This window comes from Neobacillus sp. CF12, from assembly GCF_030348765.1.
Taxonomy (GTDB): domain Bacteria; phylum Bacillota; class Bacilli; order Bacillales; family Cytobacillaceae; genus Neobacillus.
In genome coordinates, this window is record NZ_JAUCEU010000007.1 from 2,031,458 (window position 1) to 2,058,396 (window position 26,939).

23 protein-coding genes are annotated in these 26,939 nt (G+C 38.1%); 4 read left to right on the forward strand and 19 right to left on the reverse strand.

All coding sequences use genetic code 11. The annotated features are described in order from the left end of the window. Positions 1 to 22 precede the first annotated feature (22 nt). The 7 genes from QUG14_RS09460 to QUG14_RS09490 all read right to left on the reverse strand — a co-directional run bounded on the left by QUG14_RS09460 (position 23) and on the right by QUG14_RS09490 (position 9,137). Complete coding sequence (locus tag QUG14_RS09460; RefSeq protein ID WP_289340265.1) at positions 23 to 2,014, reverse strand: beta-galactosidase; 1,992 nt, start codon at positions 2,012 to 2,014, stop codon at positions 23 to 25. A gap of 38 nt (positions 2,015 to 2,052) precedes the next feature. Next, positions 2,053 to 2,718 carry a rhamnogalacturonan acetylesterase gene (locus QUG14_RS09465; RefSeq protein ID WP_289340266.1) on the reverse strand — a complete coding sequence of 222 codons (666 nt, stop codon included), beginning with the start codon at positions 2,716 to 2,718 and terminating at the stop codon, positions 2,053 to 2,055. Between the two features lie 14 nt (positions 2,719 to 2,732). Then, complete coding sequence (locus QUG14_RS09470; protein ID WP_289340267.1) at positions 2,733 to 4,838, reverse strand: glycosyl hydrolase 115 family protein; 2,106 nt, start codon at positions 4,836 to 4,838, stop codon at positions 2,733 to 2,735. A gap of 168 nt (positions 4,839 to 5,006) precedes the next feature. Continuing rightward, complete coding sequence (locus QUG14_RS09475; protein WP_289340268.1) at positions 5,007 to 6,326, reverse strand: Gfo/Idh/MocA family protein; 1,320 nt, start codon at positions 6,324 to 6,326, stop codon at positions 5,007 to 5,009. 68 nt (positions 6,327 to 6,394) lie between these two features. Beyond that, positions 6,395 to 7,222 carry a sugar phosphate isomerase/epimerase family protein gene (locus QUG14_RS09480; protein WP_483310719.1) on the reverse strand — a complete coding sequence of 276 codons (828 nt, stop codon included), beginning with the start codon at positions 7,220 to 7,222 and terminating at the stop codon, positions 6,395 to 6,397. Positions 7,223 to 7,246: 24 nt separating this feature from the next. Further along, positions 7,247 to 8,332 (reverse strand): beta-galactosidase BglB, encoded by a 1,086-nt coding sequence (bglB, locus tag QUG14_RS09485; RefSeq protein ID WP_289340270.1) that lies wholly within the window; start codon positions 8,330 to 8,332, stop codon positions 7,247 to 7,249. A gap of 154 nt (positions 8,333 to 8,486) precedes the next feature. Continuing rightward, entirely contained in the window at positions 8,487 to 9,137 is a 651-nt protein-coding gene (locus QUG14_RS09490; protein ID WP_289340271.1) for a rhamnogalacturonan acetylesterase, read from the reverse strand. A gap of 380 nt (positions 9,138 to 9,517) precedes the next feature. Between QUG14_RS09490 and QUG14_RS09495 the strand changes: the two genes are divergently transcribed. Together QUG14_RS09495 and QUG14_RS09500 are read left to right on the forward strand one after the other, a co-directional pair. Next, the gene (locus QUG14_RS09495) at positions 9,518 to 12,082 is read left to right on the forward strand and encodes a rhamnogalacturonan lyase (protein ID WP_289340272.1); all 2,565 of its coding nucleotides are present in this window, start codon (positions 9,518 to 9,520) and stop codon (positions 12,080 to 12,082) included. A gap of 204 nt (positions 12,083 to 12,286) precedes the next feature. Then, positions 12,287 to 12,574 carry an iron-containing alcohol dehydrogenase gene (locus QUG14_RS09500; RefSeq protein WP_289344117.1) on the forward strand — a complete coding sequence of 96 codons (288 nt, stop codon included), beginning with the start codon at positions 12,287 to 12,289 and terminating at the stop codon, positions 12,572 to 12,574. 101 nt (positions 12,575 to 12,675) lie between these two features. Here QUG14_RS09500 and QUG14_RS09505 read toward each other — a convergent pair whose 3' ends face one another. Then, positions 12,676 to 13,302, reverse strand: coding sequence for a fumarylacetoacetate hydrolase family protein (locus QUG14_RS09505; RefSeq protein WP_289340273.1), 627 nt, complete (start codon positions 13,300 to 13,302; stop codon positions 12,676 to 12,678). A 238-nt stretch (positions 13,303 to 13,540) separates the two neighbouring features. Between QUG14_RS09505 and serC the strand changes: the two genes are divergently transcribed. After that, positions 13,541 to 14,638, forward strand: coding sequence for a 3-phosphoserine/phosphohydroxythreonine transaminase (gene serC, locus QUG14_RS09510; protein ID WP_289340274.1), 1,098 nt, complete (start codon positions 13,541 to 13,543; stop codon positions 14,636 to 14,638). A gap of 27 nt (positions 14,639 to 14,665) precedes the next feature. Here the strand turns inward: serC and QUG14_RS09515 are convergent, their stop codons facing one another. Further along, positions 14,666 to 15,316, reverse strand: a complete 651-nt coding sequence (locus QUG14_RS09515; RefSeq protein WP_289340275.1) for a protein kinase family protein — start codon at positions 15,314 to 15,316, stop codon at positions 14,666 to 14,668. A 123-nt stretch (positions 15,317 to 15,439) separates the two neighbouring features. Between QUG14_RS09515 and QUG14_RS09520 the strand changes: the two genes are divergently transcribed. Further along, complete coding sequence (locus QUG14_RS09520) at positions 15,440 to 16,015, forward strand: GNAT family N-acetyltransferase (RefSeq protein ID WP_289340276.1); 576 nt, start codon at positions 15,440 to 15,442, stop codon at positions 16,013 to 16,015. Between the two features lie 21 nt (positions 16,016 to 16,036). On the opposite strand, the gene QUG14_RS09525 is transcribed toward QUG14_RS09520, so the two are convergent. The 10 genes from QUG14_RS09525 to recA form a co-directional block, all read right to left on the reverse strand. Then, entirely contained in the window at positions 16,037 to 16,237 is a 201-nt protein-coding gene (locus QUG14_RS09525) for a hypothetical protein (RefSeq protein WP_289340277.1), read from the reverse strand. A gap of 114 nt (positions 16,238 to 16,351) precedes the next feature. Further along, entirely contained in the window at positions 16,352 to 16,897 is a 546-nt protein-coding gene (locus QUG14_RS09530) for an outer spore coat protein CotE (RefSeq protein WP_289340278.1), read from the reverse strand. Between the two features lie 227 nt (positions 16,898 to 17,124). Continuing rightward, positions 17,125 to 17,574 carry a YlbF/YmcA family competence regulator gene (locus QUG14_RS09535; protein WP_289340279.1) on the reverse strand — a complete coding sequence of 150 codons (450 nt, stop codon included), beginning with the start codon at positions 17,572 to 17,574 and terminating at the stop codon, positions 17,125 to 17,127. 1 nt (position 17,575) lies between these two features. After that, positions 17,576 to 19,120, reverse strand: coding sequence for a tRNA (N6-isopentenyl adenosine(37)-C2)-methylthiotransferase MiaB (gene miaB, locus QUG14_RS09540; RefSeq protein ID WP_289340280.1), 1,545 nt, complete (start codon positions 19,118 to 19,120; stop codon positions 17,576 to 17,578). A 184-nt stretch (positions 19,121 to 19,304) separates the two neighbouring features. Next, positions 19,305 to 20,171, reverse strand: coding sequence for a 2-oxoacid:ferredoxin oxidoreductase subunit beta (locus QUG14_RS09545; RefSeq protein WP_289340281.1), 867 nt, complete (start codon positions 20,169 to 20,171; stop codon positions 19,305 to 19,307). Positions 20,172 to 20,173: 2 nt separating this feature from the next. Continuing rightward, positions 20,174 to 21,910 carry a 2-oxoacid:acceptor oxidoreductase subunit alpha gene (locus QUG14_RS09550; RefSeq protein ID WP_289340282.1) on the reverse strand — a complete coding sequence of 579 codons (1,737 nt, stop codon included), beginning with the start codon at positions 21,908 to 21,910 and terminating at the stop codon, positions 20,174 to 20,176. A 452-nt stretch (positions 21,911 to 22,362) separates the two neighbouring features. Beyond that, complete coding sequence (gene spoVS / locus QUG14_RS09555) at positions 22,363 to 22,623, reverse strand: stage V sporulation protein SpoVS (RefSeq protein ID WP_003181955.1); 261 nt, start codon at positions 22,621 to 22,623, stop codon at positions 22,363 to 22,365. A gap of 171 nt (positions 22,624 to 22,794) precedes the next feature. Then, the gene (locus QUG14_RS09560; RefSeq protein ID WP_289340283.1) at positions 22,795 to 23,592 is read right to left on the reverse strand and encodes a TIGR00282 family metallophosphoesterase; all 798 of its coding nucleotides are present in this window, start codon (positions 23,590 to 23,592) and stop codon (positions 22,795 to 22,797) included. A 388-nt stretch (positions 23,593 to 23,980) separates the two neighbouring features. Beyond that, positions 23,981 to 25,540 carry a ribonuclease Y gene (gene rny / locus QUG14_RS09565; protein WP_289340284.1) on the reverse strand — a complete coding sequence of 520 codons (1,560 nt, stop codon included), beginning with the start codon at positions 25,538 to 25,540 and terminating at the stop codon, positions 23,981 to 23,983. Positions 25,541 to 25,858: 318 nt separating this feature from the next. Then, the gene (gene recA / locus QUG14_RS09570) at positions 25,859 to 26,899 is read right to left on the reverse strand and encodes a recombinase RecA (RefSeq protein WP_289340285.1); all 1,041 of its coding nucleotides are present in this window, start codon (positions 26,897 to 26,899) and stop codon (positions 25,859 to 25,861) included. Positions 26,900 to 26,939: the final 40 nt, after the last annotated feature.

The following is a 26,939-nucleotide window of genomic DNA, read 5'->3' on the forward strand; positions in this document are numbered from 1 at the left end:
CTTCTTGTCCTCCTATTAACGATTACGATTGATTGAATTGAATCATTCTATATTCGAATCTACCAATTTCAAGTTTTCCTGGTTCCACTACACTATTGGTCTGTAAATCTATTCCTTGTTGTGGAAGTGTAACGCTTCCGCCATTGCCATCCATATTGATGACGAACCAAACGGTAAAACCATCTCCTTGACGCGGAGCCACAATCGTTCCTTCACTTACATCACTTCTCAGAGTAATATTAGCTTCTTTAGAATAGTGGTCTACTAGTTTCTGTAGCAGCAAATCTCCTGTCTCGCCTACTGGCATGGATCCAAGCATAACAATTTTCCCTGCTCCAACCTTATGCTCCGTAATAAATGATTTTCCCTTAGAAAGACCTTCTTCAATTACACCTACAGCAGTATCTGAATTCGCTTCAAAAACAGAACTCCACATTGATAATGGGGCAGAAATATCAAATGCACGTCCAATGGACCCCGAATCATCCATTGGGTACGTAAATAGCACTTCCACTCCAGCGATTTCTTCAAGTTCACCTAACGCCCGGTCTGTATGCACAGTATGATTTTCCGTTCGACCACCAGTTAACGGTCCGGCAATCCAAATCCCGCCATTTTCAACAAACTGTCGTGCTCTGGCAATATATTCAGTTGATAAATACTGGATAAATGGAGTAAATAAAAGCTTATAGCCTTCTAAGTCAGTTCCTTCTGGAATCACATCACGATGAATTCCCATGTTTAAAATACGCTTATAAAAATCAGTGACTAAACTACGATGATTTAAATTGCGATGTGGTTCAGTCTTTAAGAATGCCTTAGCACGATCTGAGTAGGTAATCGCCAATTCTGCCTGGCTTGGTTTAGTGGTTACGATGACTGGTTCAATTTCTTTTCTCAATGCATTTACTTCTAACACATTTTCATATCCAACTGTCGGTTTTCCCCATGCGCTTAGAACGGAACCATGAGGCTGTTCGCATCCTGCCCGCTGCTGCCTCCAAAGCCAGTAACAAAAAGCTTCCGCACCTAATGCGTACGCAGCTGCTGCTTCAACTTTTAAATATCCGTTCGGATGTGGTGTTGCATAACTTGCTAGTGATGCTGCATAGGATGGGCTTGTTTCCATTACCCAGAAACCTCGGTCTTTTTTAAAGTTTCTCCACAAGTCACTGTTAATGAGATAAGCTGGAAAGTTCTCGATTGTTGCATACGTATCAAAAGATGCAAAATCCAGGTTTTTAAATATTCTTTCATTATCAACACTGAAAAAAACTGAGCTATTATGCGTAATAGGTGAACTAGAATACTTTCTAATGATTTCAGCCTGCCCATCAGAAAACTCAGCAATTTTCTCCATTGAAAACAGTTGGTACATCGTATGTAACGATGAATTGTGTAAAAATGGTGCTGGACCCGGCTGTGGTACCTGTTCAAAGCTATGATAGTACTCGCTCCAAATTTTTGTACCCCACGCTTCATTGAGGTTTTCAATTGTTTCATAGCGTTCCTCTAACCATTGATGCCACAAATTTTCACAGGTATTACACATACATTCACTCACATGACATTTAAACTCATTATCGATTTGCCAGCCAATGACACCTGGTAAACTTCCAACTTCTCTTGCAATATTTTCCGTAATCAGTGCTGCTCTATCTCTAAAATAAGGATGGTTTGTGCAGGCATGCTGCCTTGATCCATGTCCCATTACTTTTCCATCAGCATCCACATACATCCGTTCAGGATGATTATGAGAAAACCAAATAGGTGGCGTAGGGGTCGGCGTACACATGACCGTTTCAATCCCATTTTCATAAAGTGTGTTAATAATATTCTTGAAAAAGCCAAGATCAAACTTTCCTTCTTCTGGCTCCATGGATGCCCAAGCAAATTCACCGATTCTAACAACGTTAATACCAGTCTTTTTCATTTCTTTAATATCTTCTGCGGTTACCTTTTCATCCCAAAGTTCTGGGTAGTAAGCGGCACCATGATATAATTTTTTGCTCATACTAATTTCACCTCATGTTGTTAATTTTTTCGATTAATCTACTCTTTGATAAACGAGACAATGGGCAATTGTAATTCTTTTATTCCTTCTATTACTAACTTTCCGACTTCCCTTGCCCCATGTTCACAAAAGTGCGTGTTATCCTGAATTCCCTCAGGGTAATTTGGATGTTCATTTGCATCAAACCAGGTGAACAATTGTTTAGAGCCTTCTGGGCCCAATGATTGATAAAGTTTTTCTGTTTTTTCCAATAGATTAATAACTTGGACATCAAGTTTTTCCGCCAACTGCAGCATTGCTTTTGGGTAGTCCCCTAATGTATGGACTAAAATATTATTTTCATCAAAATTTCTTCGATTAACTGAAGTAATTAAAACTGGGATGGCACCTCTCTCCCGTGCTCCGTTAATATATTCCGTCAAATAAGACTGATACGTTGTAAAGGGTTGCGTGCCAAATGACTTTTGATCATTATGTCCGAATTGAATAAACAGATAATCATTAGGTTGTATGAATTCAAGGATAATATCTAAATATCCCTGTTCAATAAAGGTATTCGTACTTGCTCCACCTTTGGCAAAGTTAAGAACTTTAATGTCATTCGTAAAAAAGGATTGAAACACCTGCCCCCACCCGGCCATCGGTGCCTCGCTCCGTGGGCAGTTAGCTACGGTAGAATCACCTGCTAAGAATATATAAGTCAATGTTTTTACCCTCCCTATAAATATAGCTTTTGGCTATGTTCATGAGTTTTTGATAGGAATTTTACAGCAAGTCGTTCCGCTAGTTCATCATCTGACAAAGGATTTCGATGAGTATTCTCCAAATAAATATATTTTTCCGTTTCTGGCATCAGGTACTCTTTATACCATAAAAAGAAATCAGGACTGTCTCCCTGCATTCTTAGAAACTTACGCAGTGCTTCCAAAGAATAAATGGTACTGTCGATGTTTGTTAACCAATCTGCTCGGTAAAAATTTTCCCACTTACCGTGCTCTGAACGTTTTAATGCCTGCTTACTATCCTTGTAAAAACCAATTGATTGGGATACGTGGACAAAGGCAAGCGGGTAGTCCTTTTCCAAATAAGATAAAAAGGCGTTACACAGGGAAATAAACCCTTTACACCCGAAGGCATGGAGTTCCGCCTGCTGTAGGAGTAGATCCGTAAAACGCTGCTTGTCTTCTTCAAGCAGCAGTAACGAGAGATGACGACATTGGCTTAAAAACTCCTCCCAGCCTGCTAAACCAATTCCACATTTTTCCAAGAACCATTTCACTTGTTCGATAAAAGAAACTTCCCCTGTAGCCCAGTACAATCTCTCCAACGGAATATTCGTTTTCCCCTGAAGCCAGTGGCCAATTATCTTCCTTGCTGGATGATGGTAAAATTCATCTCCTGCTTTGTCATCTGGATTAGGGCCATAGGGTATCGTCTTTTCAAAGTAGCTTAAATAAAGTTGTGCAATTTCTTTGTGTTTGGTTGTGTATAGACGCTCAATAAATGAGTGCAAATGTTCTTCTAGATTTATCGTGCCGGTATTCCATAATTCACTCACCACATCGAGATGATAAAGATGCATACGGATATTTCCGCTGTTAAGCAGCAAGTAGGATACGGCGCCGACATCAAACGCCTTTTCAAGTTCCTGTTTTATCAATTCTGGCGGAGATGGAAACATCGTCAAATGATTCGAAGCCTGGAGGTCATGGAAAGTGATATGATAATATATTCCATGCTCCCCTGTTTCATTATCTGCAGGAAGAGAAGAAATCCGATAGTTTTCATTTCCCTGTCTTCGGGTCACCATTTTGCCATACCCGTTATCAGCCCATATCTTAATCACACCTTCAGGGACTTTTACATGTCCTGCTTTGTATAATTCGGATATTTCACCGTATAAAGCCATAGAGCAGACAGGATTATCAACTGATTTATTTATCATCTCATATTGCCTATGCACAACTTTAGAGATCATTGCACCTCTACTTTCCGGTGTATCAAACTCAGGGTCATACTGCCAAAATGGTGCATCCCCCTGCCCGCGAAACGAAAGTACCCAGACAATTTTTTTATCCTTTTGGATCTCAATCGCTTCCTCCCATAAAGACTCAAAAAGTTCCGGATTTTGTTTGTAGCTAGGTTTCTCGCCTGGAAATGCTCTTAGGAACATTTCTGCTCCTAATGGTTCTGCGTGGTGATGAGTAACCCATAAGCCCATTTCTGCTGCCAGTTCTGCATGAATGCCATCCTTCGGGAGATCGGTGCCAGGGATAACCATATTTCCACCGCAGCGTAATAATGCTTCAAAAACAGGAAACCAAATATCTTTAGATGGTGGATATTCTTCCTTCCAGCCGATTAGACAAACCTCATCATTGACAAACCAGCCACGGTATTTCACCTTTTTCCCCAGGGAATGAAACTCTACAGCGGGTATATGTATCTCAGACTTTTGTTCAATCTGTAAATCTGCCCAAAACCAAAAAGGGTCCACTCCTAAGTATTGATGGCTATAATGCAGTAATCCGTATATAATTCCTAAGTCGTCATAGCCCACGATGTGGAAAGATAGTTTTCCGTTATTTTCAATGAACTGAAAGCTATAAGCTTCTGGTCTATCAGGACATTCCTCTTTAGTGGAGGCATATCGAATGACAATATCAGCAGCCTCTTTATTGGATGAACAGAGCTTTGGCATTTTCATAAATACTTTCTCATGATCTCTAAAAATCATGTCTACTGCATGTCTGACAGAAGTGGTGATTGTTTCCGGCAGAGAAATAGACGATTCATCATTGATCACTACATAGGAAGTCTTCAAATTTTTTCCTCCCCTATTTTGTGTATTCTATCAATCTACTAACAAAAAAAGAGATATTGAAAATAACCTGTGGAACATTCGGATATTCCACAGGTTATTTTTTACTAACCAAAACGCCTCTTGATTCCCTCTACCTTGATTCTTCAGGTTCAACGTTTACCATAAGCTCTAGAAAACTGCTTTACTCAAAGAAAAATCTTCGGTACTTTTCAATAATTCCTCTATCTTCATTGGCTTATTTTCTTTTACTGAACGCCATACACCCTCACCAACCGCAATTGAGTATGCTCCTGCCTCTGCACCCGCTAATATTGGATAAGAGCGATTTTGATCTACTCCTAAGAAAAGATCTTCCAATAATACAGGGTCTCCACCGCCATGTCCTCCTCCAGTTTGGAGTACATGAATGGTTTCTTTTGCTCCGCCAAATAACGGATAGTACTCAATCGTTTGTTCTGGAATCGCAAATGGAATCCGGCTTGGTTCATGGAATTCAGTCGTTTCAATTCTTCCTTTCGTACCGTTAATCGCTAACCGATAGCCTTCATATGGAAGAGAGAAGTTTACGGAATAACTTAGGAATGCACCTTTATCATACTTAACGGTGGCAACATACGTATCTTCGATTTCTATTTCGTGATCAAAGATACAGGAATCAGGACGATAATGAGTATAGTTATTGGCGGATTTTTCAATGCTATCAGCCTTAATATGGTCATCCTTAACAGCTAAATTATTTCGGCGGTTTGACCAGCGCATATAGTATTGGCACGAAAGTTTCTCATCGCAGGTACTACAATAACGGTTGTCGGTTGGACTTGGATTGAATTCTCCATCTTTACCGAAGTAATTTAATGCACCATACGCAAATACTTCTTCAGGTTTCTGATCTAGCCACCAATTTACGAGGTCAAAATGATGTGTAGATTTATGGATGGATAGCCCGCCTGAAAAATCACGATTGCGGTTCCATCTCTTGAAGTAACTAGCACCATGGAAGGTATCAATATACCAATTCAAGTCAACGGAAGTGACTCTGCCAATTTTTCCTTCTAGAATCATTTCTTTTATTTTTCGATGAAACGGATTATAGCGATAGTTAAAAGCGACGATTACTTTTCCCTTACTTGCCTTTTCTGCTTCGATTACTCTTCTAGCGTCGTCGGCTTTTGTCACCATTGGCTTTTCGGTAATAACCGTTAAGTCATTCTCTAAGCCTTTTAAAATATAATCGATATGTGTATCGTCCCTGCTCGTAACGATGACCGTATCCGGATTTGTTTCTTCAATCATCTGCTGGAATTGTTCTGGATGATACGTAGGTACGGAGGCTAATTCCGGAAAACTTTCTTTGCATAGTTCTATTCTTCGTGGGTCGGTATCAAGTACTCCAACAACTTGGTTTTTTGAACCAAATTGGTGAATGATTGAATGGATAAACATACCTAATGCTCGATTGCTTAGCCCACAAACTACGATTCTATTCATTGTCTTCCCTCCAATTGGTAAAAAAACTCCCATTATGGTTAAACAACAATAATGGGCAGTGTATACGTTTATCTTTCCTTTAAAAATGCGATGCTTTCGTCAATAAAAGGTTCTTTTGTTTCTTCTAATAGGATGTTGATATATGGTTTTTTCTCTTTTAGGACGTTCAATATATACTCGTAATTTAATAGTCCTTTACCAACTGCTGTTGGTACTAGTTGGTTGTTTTCAATGATAAAATCCTTTGCATGGAGGATTACTACTCTATCACCGAATAAATCCATGGCTTCTTGAAAAATTTCTTCTTGATTTTGGTATGTGTCTATTGTTAATAGATTTACCGGGTCGAGAATGACTTGTAGATTATTCGAATTAATTGAATCTAAGAGTCGCTTCATCACTTTTGGAGAATAAACAGGATGGTTGACTCCCGCTTCTATTCCAACAATGACTCCAAATTTTTCTGCTTCCTTTACCAGTTCGCGTACACTTTCCACCACTTCTAGGAAAGGTCTCTCTTTGAAGTTCTCTTCTGTATAGAAAATTTCTGGATTTACATTTCCCGTTTCAGTAGCCACGATACTGCAGCCAAAATCTCTAGCAAAGCGGATATGCTCTTTAAAACGCTCAATCCCTTTTTTCCTTTCAACCAAATCAGGATGTATCATATTAAAATAGCAGCCTAATACCGCAATCTGAACATTATACTTTGAGAACATACTACCTACATATCGGGCTAAACCTGGGCTTAAACTGCCTACTTCGGTATTTACATTCGATAATGACTTACCTAAAGCCAACTGAACGGAAGTGAGCCCTTTGCTAGCAATCTCTTGTACCAACTCTTCTAATGGCAGGTTTTCAATATCATGTGCTCTTATTCCAATGTTTAACATTTTCATCCCCCACCTATGCTTGTTTTAGATTCTGTGATGCAAGTATTCTACTAATGCAAGGATTGCCATTGATTGTCCATATGGCATTGCTGTGACAGGAATTTGTTTGTAAAATTCTTGGGTTTCGCCCATTGCCGTTCCAGCTGAAACATGCTGTAATTCACCAGTTTCATCAATATTCTCAATTACAGCCTTAATCGCTTTTAATCCCATATCATTGTATCTCTTCCCAACATAGCGTTTACGCACCGACCTTAATGTTCCAAAGGCAAAACCGGCTGTGCAGGATGCCTCTACATAGGATGTTGGATCGAGGAGCAGGGTATGCCATAAACCGTTTTCATTTTGACACGTTTCAAGTGCTTCTAATTGTCTATCTAACGTATCAATCAAAATTTGACGAACCGGATCCTTCTCATCTAATTCTACTAAATCAAGGAATTCAGGAATTGCAATCGTTACCCATGAATTTCCACGTCCCCACAGTGCTTCTGCAAAATTATGATTTCCTTCAAACGTCCACCCATGGAACCATAACCCTGTTTTCTTATCAAATAGATACTTGATATGTATTAAGAATTGTTTTTTTGCTTCTTCCACATATTCCGGCTTATTTAACAATAGACCAATTTTCGTTAATGGCAGTACGCTCATCATTAAGGTGTCATCCCATAATTGCTGGTAATTTTCATTACCAAACACAACGTGCTGGATGCCGCCATCCTTTGTTCTAGGCATATCGTGATACAGCCAGTCACCCCAGGTTTCTAAATATGGAATGTAGGTTGGATTCCCTGTTTCTTCATACAAATATGCAAGCGTTAACATTTGAACCATCGTGTTCACATTTTTTTCAACTGGAGGTTCTTTGAACTGATCCTCAAACCACTTTACAATAATAGTTAATACTTCTTCTTTTTTGGTTAATTTATAATACTTCATCATTCCATAAAGGCCTACACCCGCTGTCCATTCCCAATAGTTAAAACTCTTATTATCAATTTTTCTTCCATCAGCAAGCGGTATCGCATATTTCCCGTCTGGATCATTTAGGTTAATTAAGTTATCAATTAGCAGCTCTATTTTATGTTCAATTTCATGTCTATGCATCTATTATTTCCTCCTCATATTTAATGATATTAGTATGGATCATTTCAAAAAAAGATTTCTAGGGTATACAGCTAATTATATTTAAACTACATTTAGGTTTTAATTTAAAATTCAGTCAAAATTTATCAAAAAACAGTGTAATCTGATTCTTGTCTTACATTCCACCAATTGGCAGTTTACTTTCTTTTATCCCTTCAACTACTAAACCTGCCATATGATAGGCACCTTTTTTTGTAAAATGAGTAAAATCGGTTTCATTTACTGAGGCCATAAATAAAGTTAATGATTCCTCATAGCCAATGCTTTCCAGCAGGTTCAAACTTTTCTCCATTAAATCGATTACTATTACTTTTTCCTCTTTTGCAACTTCTTTCATTGCTGTGCAGTATTCAGGAAAGTCGTTAATAAATTTTCCATTTTCTAGATGCAGCCTCGCTGGCGGGGTTATTAATACAGGCACCGCTTGGTATTCTTTTGCACACTCAATATACATTTTTAAATATTGCTTATAGGTGGTAGATGGTTCTGTAAAACGTTCAGGTTTACTTTTTGTCGCATCATTATGACCCATCTGGATAAATAGGTAATCACCAGCTTTAATTTCCTCTAATATTCTAAGTAATCGCCCTTCCTCAATAAATGACTTCGAACTCCTCCCACCAATAGCGTGATTTACTACCTCTGTTTCCTCATCTAAATAACTCTGCAGAAACTCGCCCCAGCCTCCTTGATGTTTTTCCTGTACATCATAGTTCTGTACTGTTGAGTCTGCTGCAAGAAAAATTCGAATTGATTTATTACCCATAAATACCCTCCAATCTAATTTAATAGAAATAATATTCGTTATCTATTCAATAACACAACCTTGTTCATTTTACTATTGGACATTTTTGATCTACCTATCTATTGAAATGGTAATTTCTTGCGTTGTTATCACACTTTTGCAAGTAAAGGATAAATACTTTAATTGGTTCAAAAGGACTATGAGAAAAGATATAAATTACCTTTTTTTCAAGTAGATACAACTGATTTTCTATTAAAGAATACTGAATATTAAATTCAGTATTCCGAATATTTAAAATAAAATTTACTATGTAGTTCCTTATCAGTATTTCGTATGGAGGTGTTTTTAATTTTTGTAAGCGTATTCAATCATTTTTTAAATTGTGCAGGAGGGCGAATAATTTGAAGAAAAAATCATTGTCTAAAAAGGTACTATCCACTGCTATTGCATTACCTTTACTTTTATCAGGTGTTTCTAGTGTGTCTGCTGTCGAGATACAGCAAAAAAATGAAGCTAGTAATCTTCCAGGAGTCCAATTAGAATACCTTGACAGAGGGTTAATTGCTGCTCCAACATCTGGGGGTATATTCCTAAGCTGGAGATTATTAGCGAATGAGGTGAAAGGTTATTCTGAAACTGGATTAACCGGGGTCAACTTCAATGTATACCGTGATGGTAATTTGATTTCAACAGTCGAAGACAGCACCAACTTTGTTGATCAAAATGGCACCTCTGCTTCTAGCTATTATGTTCGTTCTGTATTAGATAGAAAAGAGCTCGATCAAAGTACTTCTGTCACACCTTGGAAGCAATCCTATGTTGACTTACGGCTCAAAAAGCCAGCCGATGGTGTGACACCTGCAGGTGAAAGGTATACCTATTCTGCAAATGATATGAGTGTCGGAGATGTTGATGGAGACGGCAAATATGAGTATTTTGTTAAATGGGAACCTTCCAACTCAAAGGACGTATCACAAAAAGGATATACCGGTAACACGTTTATTGACTGCTACAAGTTTGATGGAACTCTATTATATCGAATTGACCTTGGTGTAAATATTCGCTCAGGAGCTCACTATACCCAATTCCTAGTTTATGATTTTGATGGTAACGGAAAATCAGAGATTATGTTCAAAACCGCACCTGGTACAAAGATTATTAAATTTGATAAAGATGGAACTATCACCTCAGAAAAATTTATTACTATGCCTCAGAAAGACATTACTGCTGGCTACAGCAATCAAGATGATTATCGAATGAGCAAAGAAGACTATTACAATCATGTTGTAAACATGTTTATGGGGTGGCATGAGAATGAAGAGGTCGTCCTTGGAAACTGGCCAAGTACGCTTGAGGAAGCATTTGGTATCGAAAAACAATTTACTTATCCTTTATCTAAAGGAGATGCCATAAAATTAACTGATTACTTTATGGACGTTTACGCACCTAAAAGAAGTGGAAACAACAAATTAAGAGATTTTGAGGGCTTTATCTTAGAAGGTCCTGAATATTTGACTGTTTTTAATGGAGAAACAGGCGAAGAAATGGATACGATTGATTACAAACCTGGCAGGCATGATGATGGTTTGATGTGGGGCGACTATGCAATGGGTAGAATTGAACCTGGAAACCGTGTCGACCGTTTCCTTGCAAATGTTGCGTACCTTGATGGTGAAAAACCATATGCAGTGTTTGCCCGCGGTTATTACACTAGAACCAATCTCGTTACATACAGCTGGGATGGTAAGGAGTTAAAAGAAAATTGGACAGTTGATAGCGGATGGACACCAATGAGTAATCCATTTAATGATGGTCCACATGGTCGTGACGGAACTGACCCGGAATTTGGTACCTTGACAACTCAAGGTGCACACTCTTTAAGTGCTGCAGATGTTGATGGCGATGGCAAACAGGAAATCGTATACGGCAGTGCAACCATTGATGATGACGGTTCCTTGTTATACAGTTCAATAGATACAATGCCTGCACAAAGTGCGGCACCAAACACCACTGCTAGACTCGGTCATGGGGATGCGTTGCATGTAACGGATATAGATCCAAATAGGCCGGGAATGGAAATCTTTATGGTACATGAAGGCGGTGCATGGGCTCCGTATGGATATTCTTTACGTGATGCTAAAACAGGTGAAATTATTTATGGGGGCTATACTGGAAGGGATACCGGACGTGGTATGGTTGGGGACGTTGATCCATCCAAACCTGGATTAGAAACGTGGGCAGTTGGATTGTGGAGCGCAGCTGGTGAAAGGATTGATACAAGAGCTCCTGGGACAAACATGAACATAAAGTGGTCTGCGGATATGACAACTCAAATTGTGAATGGTTCTTTAGATAATACTACTACCATCGATGACTGGAAAAAAGGCAGAGTCCTTACCGCTGCTGATACTAGAACGAATAACGGTACAAAAGGCAATCCAAGTTTAGTTGCAGATATACTTGGTGACTGGAGAGAAGAACTTCTAGTCAGAACTGCGGATAGTTCAGCGATTCGTATTTATACGAATACTGAGGTTACAAACCACAAATTATATACATTAATGCACGATGCACAATATCGTGCCGAAGTAGCAAGGCAAAGTACTGCTTATAATCAGCCTTCCTATACAAGCTTTTATTTCGGAAGTGATACTGATTGGGCAAAAGTCCCAGTACCAAATTTCTGGACTCCGGGGGTTCGGTCTGTGTTAGATGGAGCTATGGCTGACTATAAAGCCAATGGAGAGTTGAATGGACCATTAGTTTCCAAATTAGAAAATTCTCTTAAACAAGCAGAACATCAACTTGAAAAACGATCTGTAGACCAAGCTTTGAAATTTATTGAGAAATATGTAACAGAAATTAACCATAGCAGGAACACTGATTACATTTCTAACAGTGCCAAGTTAAACTTATCACATAAAGCTCAATTACTAATTGACATGTGGGAAAATAATAACGACTAACCATTACACAGCCACCTGATTCTTTATGGGTGGTTGTTTTGATTTTTATTACCACCTTAGACTCAATGATAATACGGATAAAATCAATTTCTGAACATTCCTTGAACAATTAGTCTTTAGCCAGAAATCGCCAAAATCCTCCACATCCTTCTACAAATTTCTATTTTATTCATTGATATATTTTTAGTCGTACATAAGTATTTAATTGAGGAGGTTTATCGTTATGCGGAGTTGGCTAAAATGTTGGGACTGCCTGCTAGAACAACTGAAGAAGGAATTGAAAGTCTAATAAAAGCTGTGGTCCATTTGGCAGAGGAATTAGATATGCCATTGAGTCTTGAAGAATGTGGAATCGATCAAACTGATTACGAAAGCAAAATCTGCAGTTTAGCCTTACATGCTTTTATTGATCCAGATACGAATGTCAATCCAAAACGTCCATTGATGAGAGAACTAGCAGATATCCTTCATCAGGCTTATAAGGGAAACTAAGAATCAAAAAAAAAGAATTAAAGCAGGGGCTAACAACTAGCCCCTGCTTTATCGTTATCACACGCCATGAGTAAAAGTGTACACTATGATCCATTTCTTAGTTAGTCTTCTTTTCTCAATTTATTCAATAAACGTCCAAGACCATCAATCTCACAAACTACCTCATCACCTGGCTTTAACCAGTTTTTTTCTCCCATTTCCATAATGACTCCCTCTGGTGTACCCGTATAAATAACATCACCCGGCAGAAGCGTCATAATTTGCGACAAATCACTAATTAGCTTAGCAGTTAAGAAAATCATATCCTCAGTATTTGAATTTTGACGCAATTCACCATTTACCCAGCACTTTAAGTTCAAGTTTTGTGGATTAGGTATCTCATCTGCAGTTACGATATAAGGTCCAAGCGGAGCAAAACCGTCAATTGCTTTTCCATATAGCCATTGAGGACTGCGGAATTGAAGCTCACGAACGGAAAGATCATTTCCAACGGCATATCCAAAAACATAATCTAATGCACTTTCAACTGAAACATTTTTGGCCGGTTTCCCAATTATCGCAACTAATTCGACTTCGTAATCCACTTGTTCAGCCATTTTTGGCAGGAAAATATCCTCACGATGTCCCGAAAGACTATTTGTGTATTTAGCAAAATAAATAGGATCCTCAGGGATAGCTAGACCAGATTCTATGGCATGTTTACGGTAATTAGCGCCAACGTTATTCACCTAGAAGATGTGGAACCGCTCATTTTTTACATCATGATATTGCTGTTAGCCATATATCCACACTAGAAAGAACCTGTACGGGAATTATTCTATAATTTTACTATTTGTAATCGCTTAATTTTTTATTTTTGAGATTTATAAAAATGAAAACGTCTTCACTAGATAATTTTGTGATATTTTCATTTAAAATGATTGAAAATATGTTATATTCAAATAAATAAAAATTAGGAGTGAGAAAATGAAAGCACTAGTACAGCGTGCCTATAATTTTAATGCAGGTCCATCCGCCCTTCCCCTAGCTGTTCTCGAAAAAGCCCAGCAAGAGCTAATTGATTTTCGTGGTACAGGTATGTCTGTCATGGAGCTCAGTCACCGAAGTGCTGCCTATGAGGAAGTACATAATAATGCCATCGCACTTTTAAAGGAACTATTATCTATCCCAGAAGATTATGAGGTACTTTTTTTGCAAGGAGGAGGAAGCTTACAGTTTTCAATGGTTCCAATGAACTTTTTGAAACCTGGTGAAAAAGCAGGATATATCATGTCCGGTGCATGGTCTGAAAAAGCATTTTCAGAGGCGAAATTGTTTGGGGACCCCTACCATGTTGCCAGCACCAAGGATAGTCAATATCGTCGAGTTCCACAATTTGATGAGTTGAAATACAATCCGACTGATGCCTATATACATCTGACATCGAATAATACAATTTATGGCACACAATGGAGAGACTTTCCAGATACAGGAGATGTGCCATTGATTGCAGACATGTCTAGCGATATCTTATCCAAGCCCTTTGATGTTAGCAAATTTTCTTTAATCTATGCTGGTGCCCAAAAGAACCTTGGTCCTTCTGGTGTTACAGTGGCAATCATCCGTAAGGATATGATTGAAAAAGCTAATCCTTCCATACCGACTATGTTAAAGTACAGCACTCACTCAAAAAACAACTCGTTATATAACACACCTCCAACATTCGGAATCTATATGCTTGGTGAAGTCTTAAATTGGATAAAGGAATTAGGCGGAATACATGCACTAAGTGAGAGGAACGAGGAAAAAGCAAAACTTATCTATGATGCAATCGACAAGAGCAATGGATTTTATGTTGGTCATGCTGAAGTTGAGAGCCGCTCCCTAATGAACATAACGTTCCGGGTAAAGGATGAGGAACTGGAGAAAAAGTTCTTAGTTGAGGCAAAGAAAGAAGGATTTGTCGGTGTAAATGGACATCGCTCTGTCGGAGGCTGCCGAGCATCTACCTACAACGCTGTCCCATATGAAACATGTAAAGCTTTTAGTGATTTCATGATACAATTTCAACAAACTCACCAATAAATGTAGTATTTAAAGGGAAATATTATTTTATATATTTCCCTTTTTTATTTTTCGGTATAACCGATACCCTTTTCTGACATTGTTTACAATAAAGAATGGAATGGGTAGATGATATTTACTAATAAACGGCAAGTAAATTTTGTAATAGGCCTTTTTCAGGTCATCCCACTTTCTGCACTTTCCTTGTTTATAGAAATCTGATACATCAACGATATACCCTCTCCCATTGCCCATAACGACATTCTTCCCATGAATATCATACGGGTTTAACCCAACTGAACGTGCATATGCGATCCCCTCATCCACATCATGGATTACAGAGGCTGGAATAGGTATCCCTTTTACAAGTGCATCAAACAAGTTAATTCCATCTATCCTTTTTAGGATCAAATAATTATCACCATAGTCAATGAGTGAGGAAAAGGATTCATGATTTCCAAGTTTCCTATACACATCGACTTCTTTTTTTAAGTCTTCAGGTTTTCTTCCGTATACCTTTACAACCCATGTAGGATTTGATTGGTGTAAGAAGACACCTGCATAATTCCCGCTTCCAATTGTTTTCCATGTATTCGAAAAATTCTTTACAATGATTGGATCAAATGGACCATCTGTTGATAGTTGTATATTGGGTAGTAATTCATTTCCAATTAATTTAGTATATTTCTCAATTTTCATACGCACACCTCAGAACAAAACGGATTAATTTATCTTTATTTTAGTATACATCCGATATACACTAAGAATAGATAAAATATTCTATATTTTTAAAAAAAGTTCTTCCTTTTAAGAGGTGATTGTATGGGATTTCCTATTCTCGAAACAGAACGATTACATTTAATTGATATTACTCAAAATCATGCAAATAGTTTGTTTGAAATTTTATCATTGGATGAGGTAACCAAGTATTATGGCACTGACACTTTTACTTCTATCGAAGAAGCAAAAAAATTAATTGACATGTTCCAAAAGAATTATTACGAAAAACGTTCCATTCGCTGGGGTATCATCCTTAAGGAAAATAATAAATTTATTGGGACGGCAGGCCTTAATGGATTACAGTTAAAAAATAAGAAAGCTGAAATCGGCTATGAAATACATCCCTCTTTTTGGCGAAAGAGTTACACTACTGAAGCAATAAGGGAGGTTTTAAGGTATAGTTACGTAGAATTGAAATTGAATCGGATTGGAGCCGTTGTTTACCTAGAGAACGAAGCTTCCAGCAAACTTCTTGAAAAATTAGGATTTAGTAAAGAAGGAGTACTGCGTGACTATTTGTATCAGAACGACCAATTTCATACCACCTATATTTTTTCTTTACTAAAGCAAGAATGGGAGACTTCCACTTCTTCATCCCATGGAGTACAAGCAAAATAAAAAGCCAGGTAATCCTGGCTTTTATTCTTCAAAATAATCTTTGAAGGCTTTGGGATTATTGGTTTCCTTCCCTTGATAATAAGGGTTATTTTCAGTTGAATCCTCAGGGTCAAGATTTGTCTTAATAATTAAATGGGGACCCGAGGGCTGCTCAGCGATGATCCTGTCGTCTAATTCGTTAAAATCAGGTAGTTTGTTATTTCCAGGCTGTCTAGGTTCCATATCTTTGACACCTCCTAAAAATAGCTTGCTGATTTTTCTTTTTATCATACATTCTTCTTATATTATAAAATGAATAAAAAGAAAAAACTAGGAAGTAAAGACTTCCTAGTATGTTTATTCTTCTTCGACTCCAAGTAAGAAATCTGGGTTTAAATCCTCAAATTCTTCGTCGTCAACATCCATTCCCCAATCATCGTCATCATCATGGCAGCCCTTTGGATTAACGGCAACACAGACTTTCGTTTCACCAATAACTTCCACTAGGAATTCCCTTTCGACATGGACAATGATTCTATTGCCATTTGGTGAGATAACTGCTTCACAACAATTCGGTTGCTGCAGCACTCTTGCACAAATTTCATTGTCATCCAAGCAATCGTGGTCACGATACTTTAACTTAATAACATCTGTATACTTCACACACTCCGTAACCACTTCTGTTCTGGTATTATCATTATAGGAATACCAAACGTTGATGTCATAAGAGCCGTGTATTTCTACAGTTTTGCCGACTTTTTTCGCGTTGTATTTATGGTTGATAATCCAACAGCCAAGTATGCTGGTTGGACTATGTGCCGGGCTAATCGTATGATTGGAATTGGTGAATTTACGCCCTTTCGCTACTACGGCCTTCGTAATTATCTCTCTGTATTCTCCCATTTCGCGCGAACCCTCCTCATTCATTTTCATTTCATCCTATGCAAGTTTTTAGACTAGTGTGCGATATATTTCTGCGAATACTGGTTAAAAGTTTAGTCATAGTTCATTTTATGCGGGAGTTTATTGTAGGTTCCAAATAGGCATGTACTTAAAGTGAGGAGATTATTTTACATATAGAAAAGCGCAGAAAAAAACCAGGCTTTTAAAAAAAGCCTGGTTTCATATTCTTAATGATCGTGGTCATGGTCGTGATTTCCACAAGAACCGCCATTGTGTATACTTGCACCGGTTTCACCTTTTAATACGTCTCCACCCGTTGATTCAATGATAACATCTGTAACTTTATTAGAGATCGTTGTGGCGATTAATTGAAGTAAATCATTAACATCGATTTGGGACTGCTTAAACTCTTGAACAACCGGAATATCTTCTAATTCCCGTTCAATGGAAGCAATTTTATCTTCTACCTTTTTCAATGCTTCTGGTTTTCCGTAATGTTGTAGATTAACTGCTTGCTTTTGCAAACCCTTAATATCTGAAATTAATGTGCTTACTTTTGGGTTTACATGGATTTGTGCTTCTGCACGTTTAAAGAAATCAACTTCTTCTGTTTCTGCTATCATACGTGCTAATTCTTGTGCTCGAGCGATAATATCGTCTTTTGTATACTTTGCCACTTTATTTCACCTCTACTGGTTCTAATTCTTCGACCATTTCACCGTTTAATGACCATGTTTTTGCGTCAGTGATTCTTACCTTAACTATTTTTCCAATTGCTGATTTTGGCGCAGCAAAATTTACTAACTTGCTTCTTGAAGTGTATCCTGCTAGGACCTCAGGATTGTTCTTGCTTTCCCCTTCTACAAGAACTTCAACAATTTGACCCTTATATTTTTTCATTGCTTCAGCCGAAAGTTCATTAACTAAAGCATTTAAACGCTGCAATCGTTCCTTCTTTACTTCCATTGGAACATTGTCCTGCATTTTAGCAGCAGGTGTACCTTCACGAGGAGAATAAATAAATGTATAAGCTAGTTCATAGCCTACCTCACGATATAAGGATAAAGTCTCTTCAAATTGTTCATCTGTTTCATTTGGATAGCCAACGATAATATCAGTAGTTAATGCAACGTTTGGAATCGCAGCTTTGATTTTACGTACTAACTCCAAATATTGTTCTCTTGTATATTTACGAGCCATAATTTTTAATACATCCGTAGAACCGGATTGAACAGGCAGGTGGATATGATCCATTAAGTTTCCGCCCTTTGCAAGGACCTCAATCAAATGATCATCAAAGTCACGTGGATGACTTGTTGTAAAACGAATACGAGGAATATCAATCTTCCGTAATTCCTCCATAAGGTTACCTAGACCATAGTTCATTCCCTCTAAATCTTTTCCATACGCATTTACATTTTGCCCTAAAAGAGTAACTTCCTGATAGCCTTGTGCGGCTAAATGGCGTACTTCTTGGATAATCTCTTCCGGACGACGGCTTCGTTCTTTACCTCGTGTAAATGGAACAATACAATAGGTACAGAATTTGTCACAGCCGTACATAATGTTAACCCATGCCTTAATCTTGCCGCGTCTTACTTTTGGAAGGTTTTCGATTACGTCGCCTTCTTTAGACCATACTTCAACAACCATTTCCTTAGACATATACGCTTCATGTAAAATATGCGGTAAACGGTGTATATTATGTGTTCCGAAAATCATATCAACTTGATTATAGGTTTTTAGAATCTTATTAACTACGGATTCTTCTTGTGACATACATCCACAAACACCTAAGAGTAGATCTGGCTTTTCTAATTTCAAATGTTTTAAATGACCTAGTTCACCGAACACCTTATTTTCAGCATTCTCACGAATGGCACATGTATTTAACAGAATCACATTGGCATCTTCTGTAGAATCTGTTGGCTCATAACCCAATGCTAAAAAAATCCCTGCCATTACTTCGGTATCGTGCTCATTCATTTGGCAGCCATAGGTACGAATATAAAACTTCCGACCTTCTCCCATGCCTCGAAATTCCTCAGGAATAGAGAAATCGTTATGGTATTTCACTTCTTCTTTCCCACGTTTTTTAGCATCTTTTAAGGAAGGTGCGGTAATTACCTGCTCAAAGTACTTACTGTAATCCTTTGCGGATTTTTTGTCCGAAGAATTAGCAGGTTCGATTTGTTGAGCTTCTACACGTTGTTTTTCATTCATTAGTAAAATCTCCTTTCAGTCAATTTGCTGTCTATGAATATTTGTAAAGTAAAATTTTTCCTGTACTAGTGAATAAGAATTGAATCTCCCACACATCCGCACATTATTATAGTATAAAGGTTAAAAGGCTTGAAAACAATAGAAAATCCCGTAGTAGTATACTACGGGAAGTTTCCAATTTCTATTACATGAACTCTCCAACTAATTTATCAAAGTAACCTTGATCGAGAGTTAGATCAGCATGTGCTAATGGAGTTTCAGAGTAATTATTAATCAATTCTTGGTAGGATTGACGTTCTGTGTTTTGATAAATCAAACCAGTAACTAAACCATTATGCTTCATCAATGTCTGCATTGCATTTTCACGATTAGAAGGATCATACCCTTCAATATCGCTTAATTTTGTTAGGTTTTCTTTAAACCAGTCATACGTGTTGACCTTATTATAAGTAACACAAGGACTGTATACGTTAATTAAAGAGAATCCTTTATGCTTAATACCTGCTTCAATTAAAGCAGTAAGATCTTTCAAATCTGTAGAGAAACTTTGTGCTACAAACGTTGCTCCAGCAGTTAAAGCCATCTCCATTGGTGAAATTGGTTGTTCAATCGAACCTAATGGCGATGATTTCGTCTTAAAGCCTGTAGCAGAACGCGGAGACGTTTGTCCCTTTGTTAATCCATAAATTTGGTTATCCATAACTACGTAGGTAATATCAATATTTCTACGGATAGCATGAATGGTGTGTCCCATACCGATTGCAAAACCGTCACCATCACCGCCAGAAGCGATAACTGTAAGATCCCGGTTAGCCATTTTAACACCTTGTGCTATAGGTAATGAGCGACCATGAATACCATGGAAGCCATATGAATTAATATATCCAGAGATACGACCAGAACACCCGATACCAGAAATAACAGCTAAGTTTTCAGGCTCTAGCCCTACATTTGCTGCTGCACGTTGCATTGCCGCTTGTACAGAGAAGTCGCCACAGCCAGGGCACCAGTTCGGTTTTACATTATTACGAAATTCTTTAAAAGTGGCCATGATTAGAACAACTCCTTACATTTTGTATATACTTCGTGTGGTAGGAACGGATTACCGTCATATTTTAAATGTTTAATAATCTTTTCAGCATGACCAACATTCATTTTTATAATGTTTGCCAATTGACCAGTAGCATTGTTTTCAACAACCACTACTTTCTTTGCTGAACGAACAAGTGGTAATACTTCGTCCGTTGGGAATGGGTGAATCAAACGAATATGAGCATGATTTACTTTCATTCCTTCTTTTTCTAAACGAACCATAGCTTCCTCAATTACACCTCGTGTTGAATTAAATCCAACTAGTAAAACGTCAGCATCTTCATGCTTAGTGTTTTTATATACCGGTGTATTGAAACGAATATTTTCAATTTTACGGAATCGCTTGTCCATTTGAGCGTTTCTATTTAAAGCCGATTCAGACGGTTTTCCAGTTTCATCATGTTCAACACCTGTTACATGGTGAATACCATTTTTCATACCAGGAATTACACGTGGAGAAACTCCATCTGCTGTCACTTCATAACGTTTGAAATATGCTTTATTTTCACTCTCAGGAATTGCATCAGTAACAAGCTTTCCACGTCTGATTTCTACTTTATCCATACTTAAAGGTTCAACTGTCTGCTTACCTAAAGAGAGTTGAAGATCTGTAAGAACAATTACAGGACATTGATATTCTTCAGCAAGGTTAAATGCCTCAGTTGTATCATAAAAAGCCTCTTCTACAGTACTTGGAGCCATAACGATCTTAGGGATTTCTCCATGTGTTCCATAAATCATCGCCATTAAATCTGACTGTTCTTGCTTTGTTGGTAATCCTGTAGATGGACCACCACGCTGTGTATCAACAACAACAAGCGGAGTTTCAGTTATACCTGAAAGACCAATTGCTTCCATTTTCAATGATAAACCTGGGCCAGCAGATGCCGTAATTGTACGAACACCAGCATAGTTTGCACCGATTGCCATTGTACAAGCAGCAATTTCATCTTCTGTTTGAATAACTGTACCTCCAAGAGCTGGAAGCTTTTTAATTAAATATTCCATTATTTCAGAAGCTGGTGTGATAGGGTAAGCAGCCATAAAACGGCAGCCAGCAGCAACTGCACCTAATGCAATCGCGTCATTTCCAATCATGAACATACGCTTCTTGCCATCAGCTTTTTCAAGTTCCATTATTTCAACACCATCTACAAGCTGTTTTTTCATATAATCAAAGCCAGCTCTAATGGCATCCATGTTTTTCGCAACGACTTGAGCACCTTTTTTACCAAAAATCTCTTGAACTACTTCTTCAAAAACATTAATATCAAGATTCAATACAGCAGATGTAGCACCGATGGCTACCATGTTTTTCATTAGAGAAGTTCCTAATTCAGTAGCAATTTCTGTAAATGGAACCGCATACAATGATGCTTGTGTATCTTCTGGTTTCTTAGGTGTGAATTTTGCATCTGCAAGGATTACACCTTTGCTGTGTAACTCTTTGTAGTTTAAATCGATCGTTTCTTGGTCAAAAGCGACAAGAACATCAAGATCATCAGAGATTGAACGAACTTCTGTCGTACTTACTCTGATTTTGTTATTTGTATGACCGCCTTTAATACGAGATGAAAAGTGACGATAACCATACAAGTAATAACCGAGGCGATTCAATGCAATAGCAAATATTTCCCCTGTACTTTCAATACCTTCCCCTTGTTGTCCGCCAACTTTCCACGAAAGTTGATTGATCATGACTTACACCCCTTTGGATATGTAAAAAATATATTTTATAAATCACTAATAGTGTAGCACAATTCCGAGTTATTCACTATAATTTAATCTTTTAAAGCATTAAAGATTAGATAATATGAATTGACGAGATGTACTAAACGCTTACAATTCTAGACCTGAAAACAAAAAATTGCAACCCTTTCGAACGAAATATTGTCTAAAATATGAATATTTTTTTATAATTTAAAATTTGACATTTACTGGATACAAAGAAATGCATTAAAAACGCTATCATAACGCAGTTCTTAAATAATCTCGTAATATATATTTGTCTTTATTTTTATAACAGAAAACGTTTTCGTATATTCTAGTATAATATTTTTTTCTTAATTTGAAAATAAAAATACCTGCTTACATGTAAGCAGGTTAAATTAATTCATTTATTTTCCTTCACATCTTTGATTCTATCTCTTTCATCTTGGTTCAACAATAAGCTTTATGGCCGTGCGTTCTTCACCATCAATCTGAATATCAGTGAACGCAGGGATGCAAATCAAATCTACTCCGCTAGGTGCCACGAATCCTCTTGCAATCGCTACTGCTTTAACAGCCTGATTCAATGCACCTGCACCAATTGCCTGTATTTCTGCTGCACCTCTTTCACGCAGAACTCCAGCAAGTGCACCAGCTACAGAATTAGGATTAGATTTTGCTGAAACTTTTAATATTTCCATTGCTAGCTCCCCCTTGTATAATCCCGATCCTGGCATGAGCAGTTTCATGAGCAAATCAGGTATATAAGATTCCACTGCTACTATATTCATTTTTCAAATGACATATTCCGGCTTGGACAAAAAAAGTGGTAAATTACCAACAAAAAAGAATAACCCTCCAAGACTGGAAGGTTACGAGTACCATGGATTATCTTCATTTATTAATATTCTTTCCATTTTCTTGCATTTACCGCTTTTTCTGTCCAGTTCCATATAGACACCACTTAGCTGGTTTCGTCCTGTTTTTGGCACCTCAAACCTTACTGGAAGGCTTGTAAGAAACTTTGTGATTACTGCCTCTCTTTCCATACCCAGAATGCCATCATAAGGACCTGTCATCCCTACATCCGTTAAATAGCCTGTGCCGCCCGGTAAAACACGGCTATCTGCTGTTTGCACGTGTGTATGTGTTCCAACGACTGCAGAAACTCTGCCATCCAAATACCAGCCCATTGCTTGTTTTTCACTTGTTGCTTCTGCATGGAAATCTACAAAAATAAATGGTGTTCTTTCCTGCGCCAACTCCACTAATTCATCCGCCTTCTTAAAAGGGCAATCCAGAGGAGGCATAAAGGTGCGTCCCTGTAAATTGATTACAGCTACTTCGATGTCATTTACTTTAAAGAATGCTAGTCCTTTGCCAGGAGTACCTTCAGGAAAATTGGCTGGGCGTACCAAATTTTTTGCGCTATCGATAAATTCAAATATCTCCTTGTTATCCCACGAGTGGTTTCCGAGGGTTACAGCTTGTGCTCCGAAACCTAAAAACTCACGGTAGATCTTTTCGGTAATCCCTCTGCCGCCTGCAGCATTCTCACCATTAATAATTGTAAAATTAGGTCGATATTTATCTTTTATCTTCGGTACATATTCTTTTACCATATCACGGCCTGGCGAGCCTACAACATCTCCAATAAATAATAAGTTCATGTGGTATCCTTTCGTAATGCGTTAATATACTATGAATTGTATCACACTTTTATTTTATTTAATCGTAAGCTTACATTTTCAAAGAATGTGTTAAACTATGCTATTGATTTTACTGTGTATTAAAAATAAACGGAAAAATTCCGGCTAAATTGGAAAATACCCAAATTTCCTTAAAAATAAGCGGAGTTTTTCCGGTTAGCTGCCAAAAATCGTTGGATTTTGACTTATTTAGAGCAGTTAACCGGAATATCTCCGCTTATATCTGCTCCTTAAGCTCTTTCTATATACATTAGCCGGAAATTCTCCGCCTATTCATTCTCATACCTGCACTAAAATCAACAATGATTTTAACATTGTCAAAAAAATAAAGCGGTGCTAAGAGCACCGCTTATTTTGCGTATTCCACAGCCCGTGTTTCACGAATGACTGTTACTTTAATATGTCCTGGATAATCAAGCTCTTCTTCTATTCGTTTCCGAATATCTCGAGCCAAACGATGTGCGGCTAAATCATCAACCGCATCAGGTCTTACAATAATACGCACCTCACGACCTGCTTGAATGGCAAAGGATTTCTCAACACCATCATAAGACTCTGAAATCTCCTCCAGCTTTTCTAAGCGGCGGATATAGTTTTCTAGAGTTTCACTACGTGCTCCTGGTCTTGCAGCCGATAATGCATCAGCAGCAGCCACTAGAACCGCAATGGTTGATGTTGGTGCCGTATCACCATGGTGTGATGCTATACTATTGATAACAACAGGGTGTTCCTTGTATTTAGTCGCAAGCTCGACACCAATTTCAACATGGCTTCCTTCGACTTCATGGTCAATTGCTTTTCCGATATCGTGCAAGAGACCTGCACGGCGTGCCAGCGTTTCATCCTCACCAAGTTCAGCTGCAAGTAAGCCCGAAAGCTGAGCAACCTCCATTGAGTGCTTAAGAACGTTTTGTCCGTAACTTGTACGGAACTTTAAGCGTCCAAGGATTTTAATTAGGTCCGGATGCAATCCATGAACACCGACTTCAAAGGTCGTTTGTTCACCTACTTCACGGATATACTCATCTACTTCGCGACGAGATTTTTCGACCATTTCCTCAATACGTGCAGGATGGATACGTCCGTCTTGGACTAACTTTTCAAGCGCCAATCGAGCTGTTTCTCGTCGAATTGGGTCGAAGCCTGATAGAATAACTGCCTCTGGGGTATCATCGATAATTAAATCAATTCCAGTAAGTGTCTCTAGTGTACGGATATTTCTTCCTTCACGGCCGATAATACGACCTTTCATTTCATCATTTGGAAGGTTGACTACAGATACAGTCGTTTCCGCAACATGGTCAGCAGCGCAACGCTGGATTGCTAGCGATAAGATTTCCTTCGCTTTCTTGTCTGCTTCCTCTTTCGCGCGATTTTCACTTTCCTTAATCATTATCGCGGTGTCATAGGTTAACTCCTGCTCCATTTTATCGATAATGATTGTCTTAGCTTCCTCACGAGACAAACTCGAAATACGTTCAAGTTCAGTTTGTTGTGTTCGTACCAACTCGTCCACTTTGCTTTCCATCTGTTCAATATGCTGTTGTCTTTGGTTAAGAGAATCATCCTTCTTTTCTAATAGAATTTCTCGTTTATTTAACGATTCATCTTTTCGATCTAAATTCTCTTCTCTTTGCAGTAAACGGTTTTCTTGTTTTTGCAGTTCATTTCTTCGTTCACGAACCTCACGTTCGGCTTCTGTACGAAGTTTGTGAATTTCATCCTTTGCCTCAAGCAAAGCTTCTTTTTTCAATGAATCAGCGTCACGCTTTGCATCTTCAAGAATCTGCTCTGCAGCATTCTTTGCACCTGCTATTTTTGCCTCAGCAATGGATTTACGAACAAAATAGCCAACAACGGCACCGACGATAATGCCAAGCAAAATGGAGATGATAGTAATAGGTTCCATCGTTACACCTCCTCTTGCTATGAACTTTTTGTTACACTTTTTTAAGTGTCGGCATGTACATTGGTTTGGTTCAACATACAGCAAGCACCAGGCTTTTCATTGTAATATTAACAAAAATGTAAAATATACATGTTAATTGTAAATGTGTGCATATTCATTGTCAAGGGTAACTCCTGCTAGCTTTTTGAAATATTTAGACTTTGTTCATATTTTTACAATTCACAAAATCACTTTCGATGTATAAAAATTCATAGAGTTTAATAATTATGCATTTTACAAAAAAGAGCAAAACCTAATCAGGTTTCGCTCTTTTTCACTTTAGTCTATTAATTCGAACTGATCATCGTCATCAGCTTCAGTAACAATCTTTTCACCATCTAATCCGAAATGTGTACGGATCTTTTGCTGAATTTCAAGACGAATACTTGGATTTTCTCTTAAGAAAGTCTTCGCATTTTCACGGCCTTGACCAATTCTTTCCTCATTATATGAATACCAGGAACCGCTCTTTTGAACGATATCTAATTCAGAGCCAATATCAATGATCTCGCCCTCTTTAGAAATTCCTTCACCATACATAATATCTACTTCTGCCGTACGGAATGGAGGTGCAACTTTATTTTTAACAACTTTAATCTTTGTTTTGTTACCGACTACATCAGTACCTTGTTTAATAGCTTCACCACGGCGTACTTCAACACGGATTGTAGAGTAGAATTTCAACGCACGACCACCAGGGGTCGTCTCGGGGTTCCCAAACATGACACCAATTTTTTCACGAACCTGGTTGATAAAGATTGCGATTGTCTTGGATTTGTTAATGACACCAGAAAGTTTGCGGAGTGCTTGAGACATCAAGCGTGCTTGAAGACCCATATGGGAATCTCCCATTTCTCCTTCAATTTCTGCTTTTGGAACTAATGCTGCAACGGAATCGACTACTAGAATATCAATTGCACCACTACGTACAAGTGCTTCTGCGATTTCTAGCGCTTGTTCCCCAGTGTCAGGTTGGGATAACAATAGCTCATCGATGTTTACTCCAAGTTTTTGTGCATAAGCTGGATCCAGGGCATGCTCAGCGTCGATAAACGCTGCTTGTCCGCCTGCAGCTTGTACTTCTGCAATTGCATGTAAGGCAACTGTTGTTTTACCAGAGCTCTCTGGGCCGTATATCTCAATAATCCGTCCGCGAGGATATCCGCCAACGCCAAGTGCTGAATCTACAGCTAATGAGCCACTAGGACTTGTTAAAATTCTTGTGTCTGTCTTTTCTCCCATTTTCATAATGGAGCCTTTACCGAATTGCTTTTCAATCTGTTTTAGCGCCATTTCTAAGGCAGCTTTACGATCAGTCACTACTAGTTCCTCCCTTATATATAAACCAAAAAGTTAATAG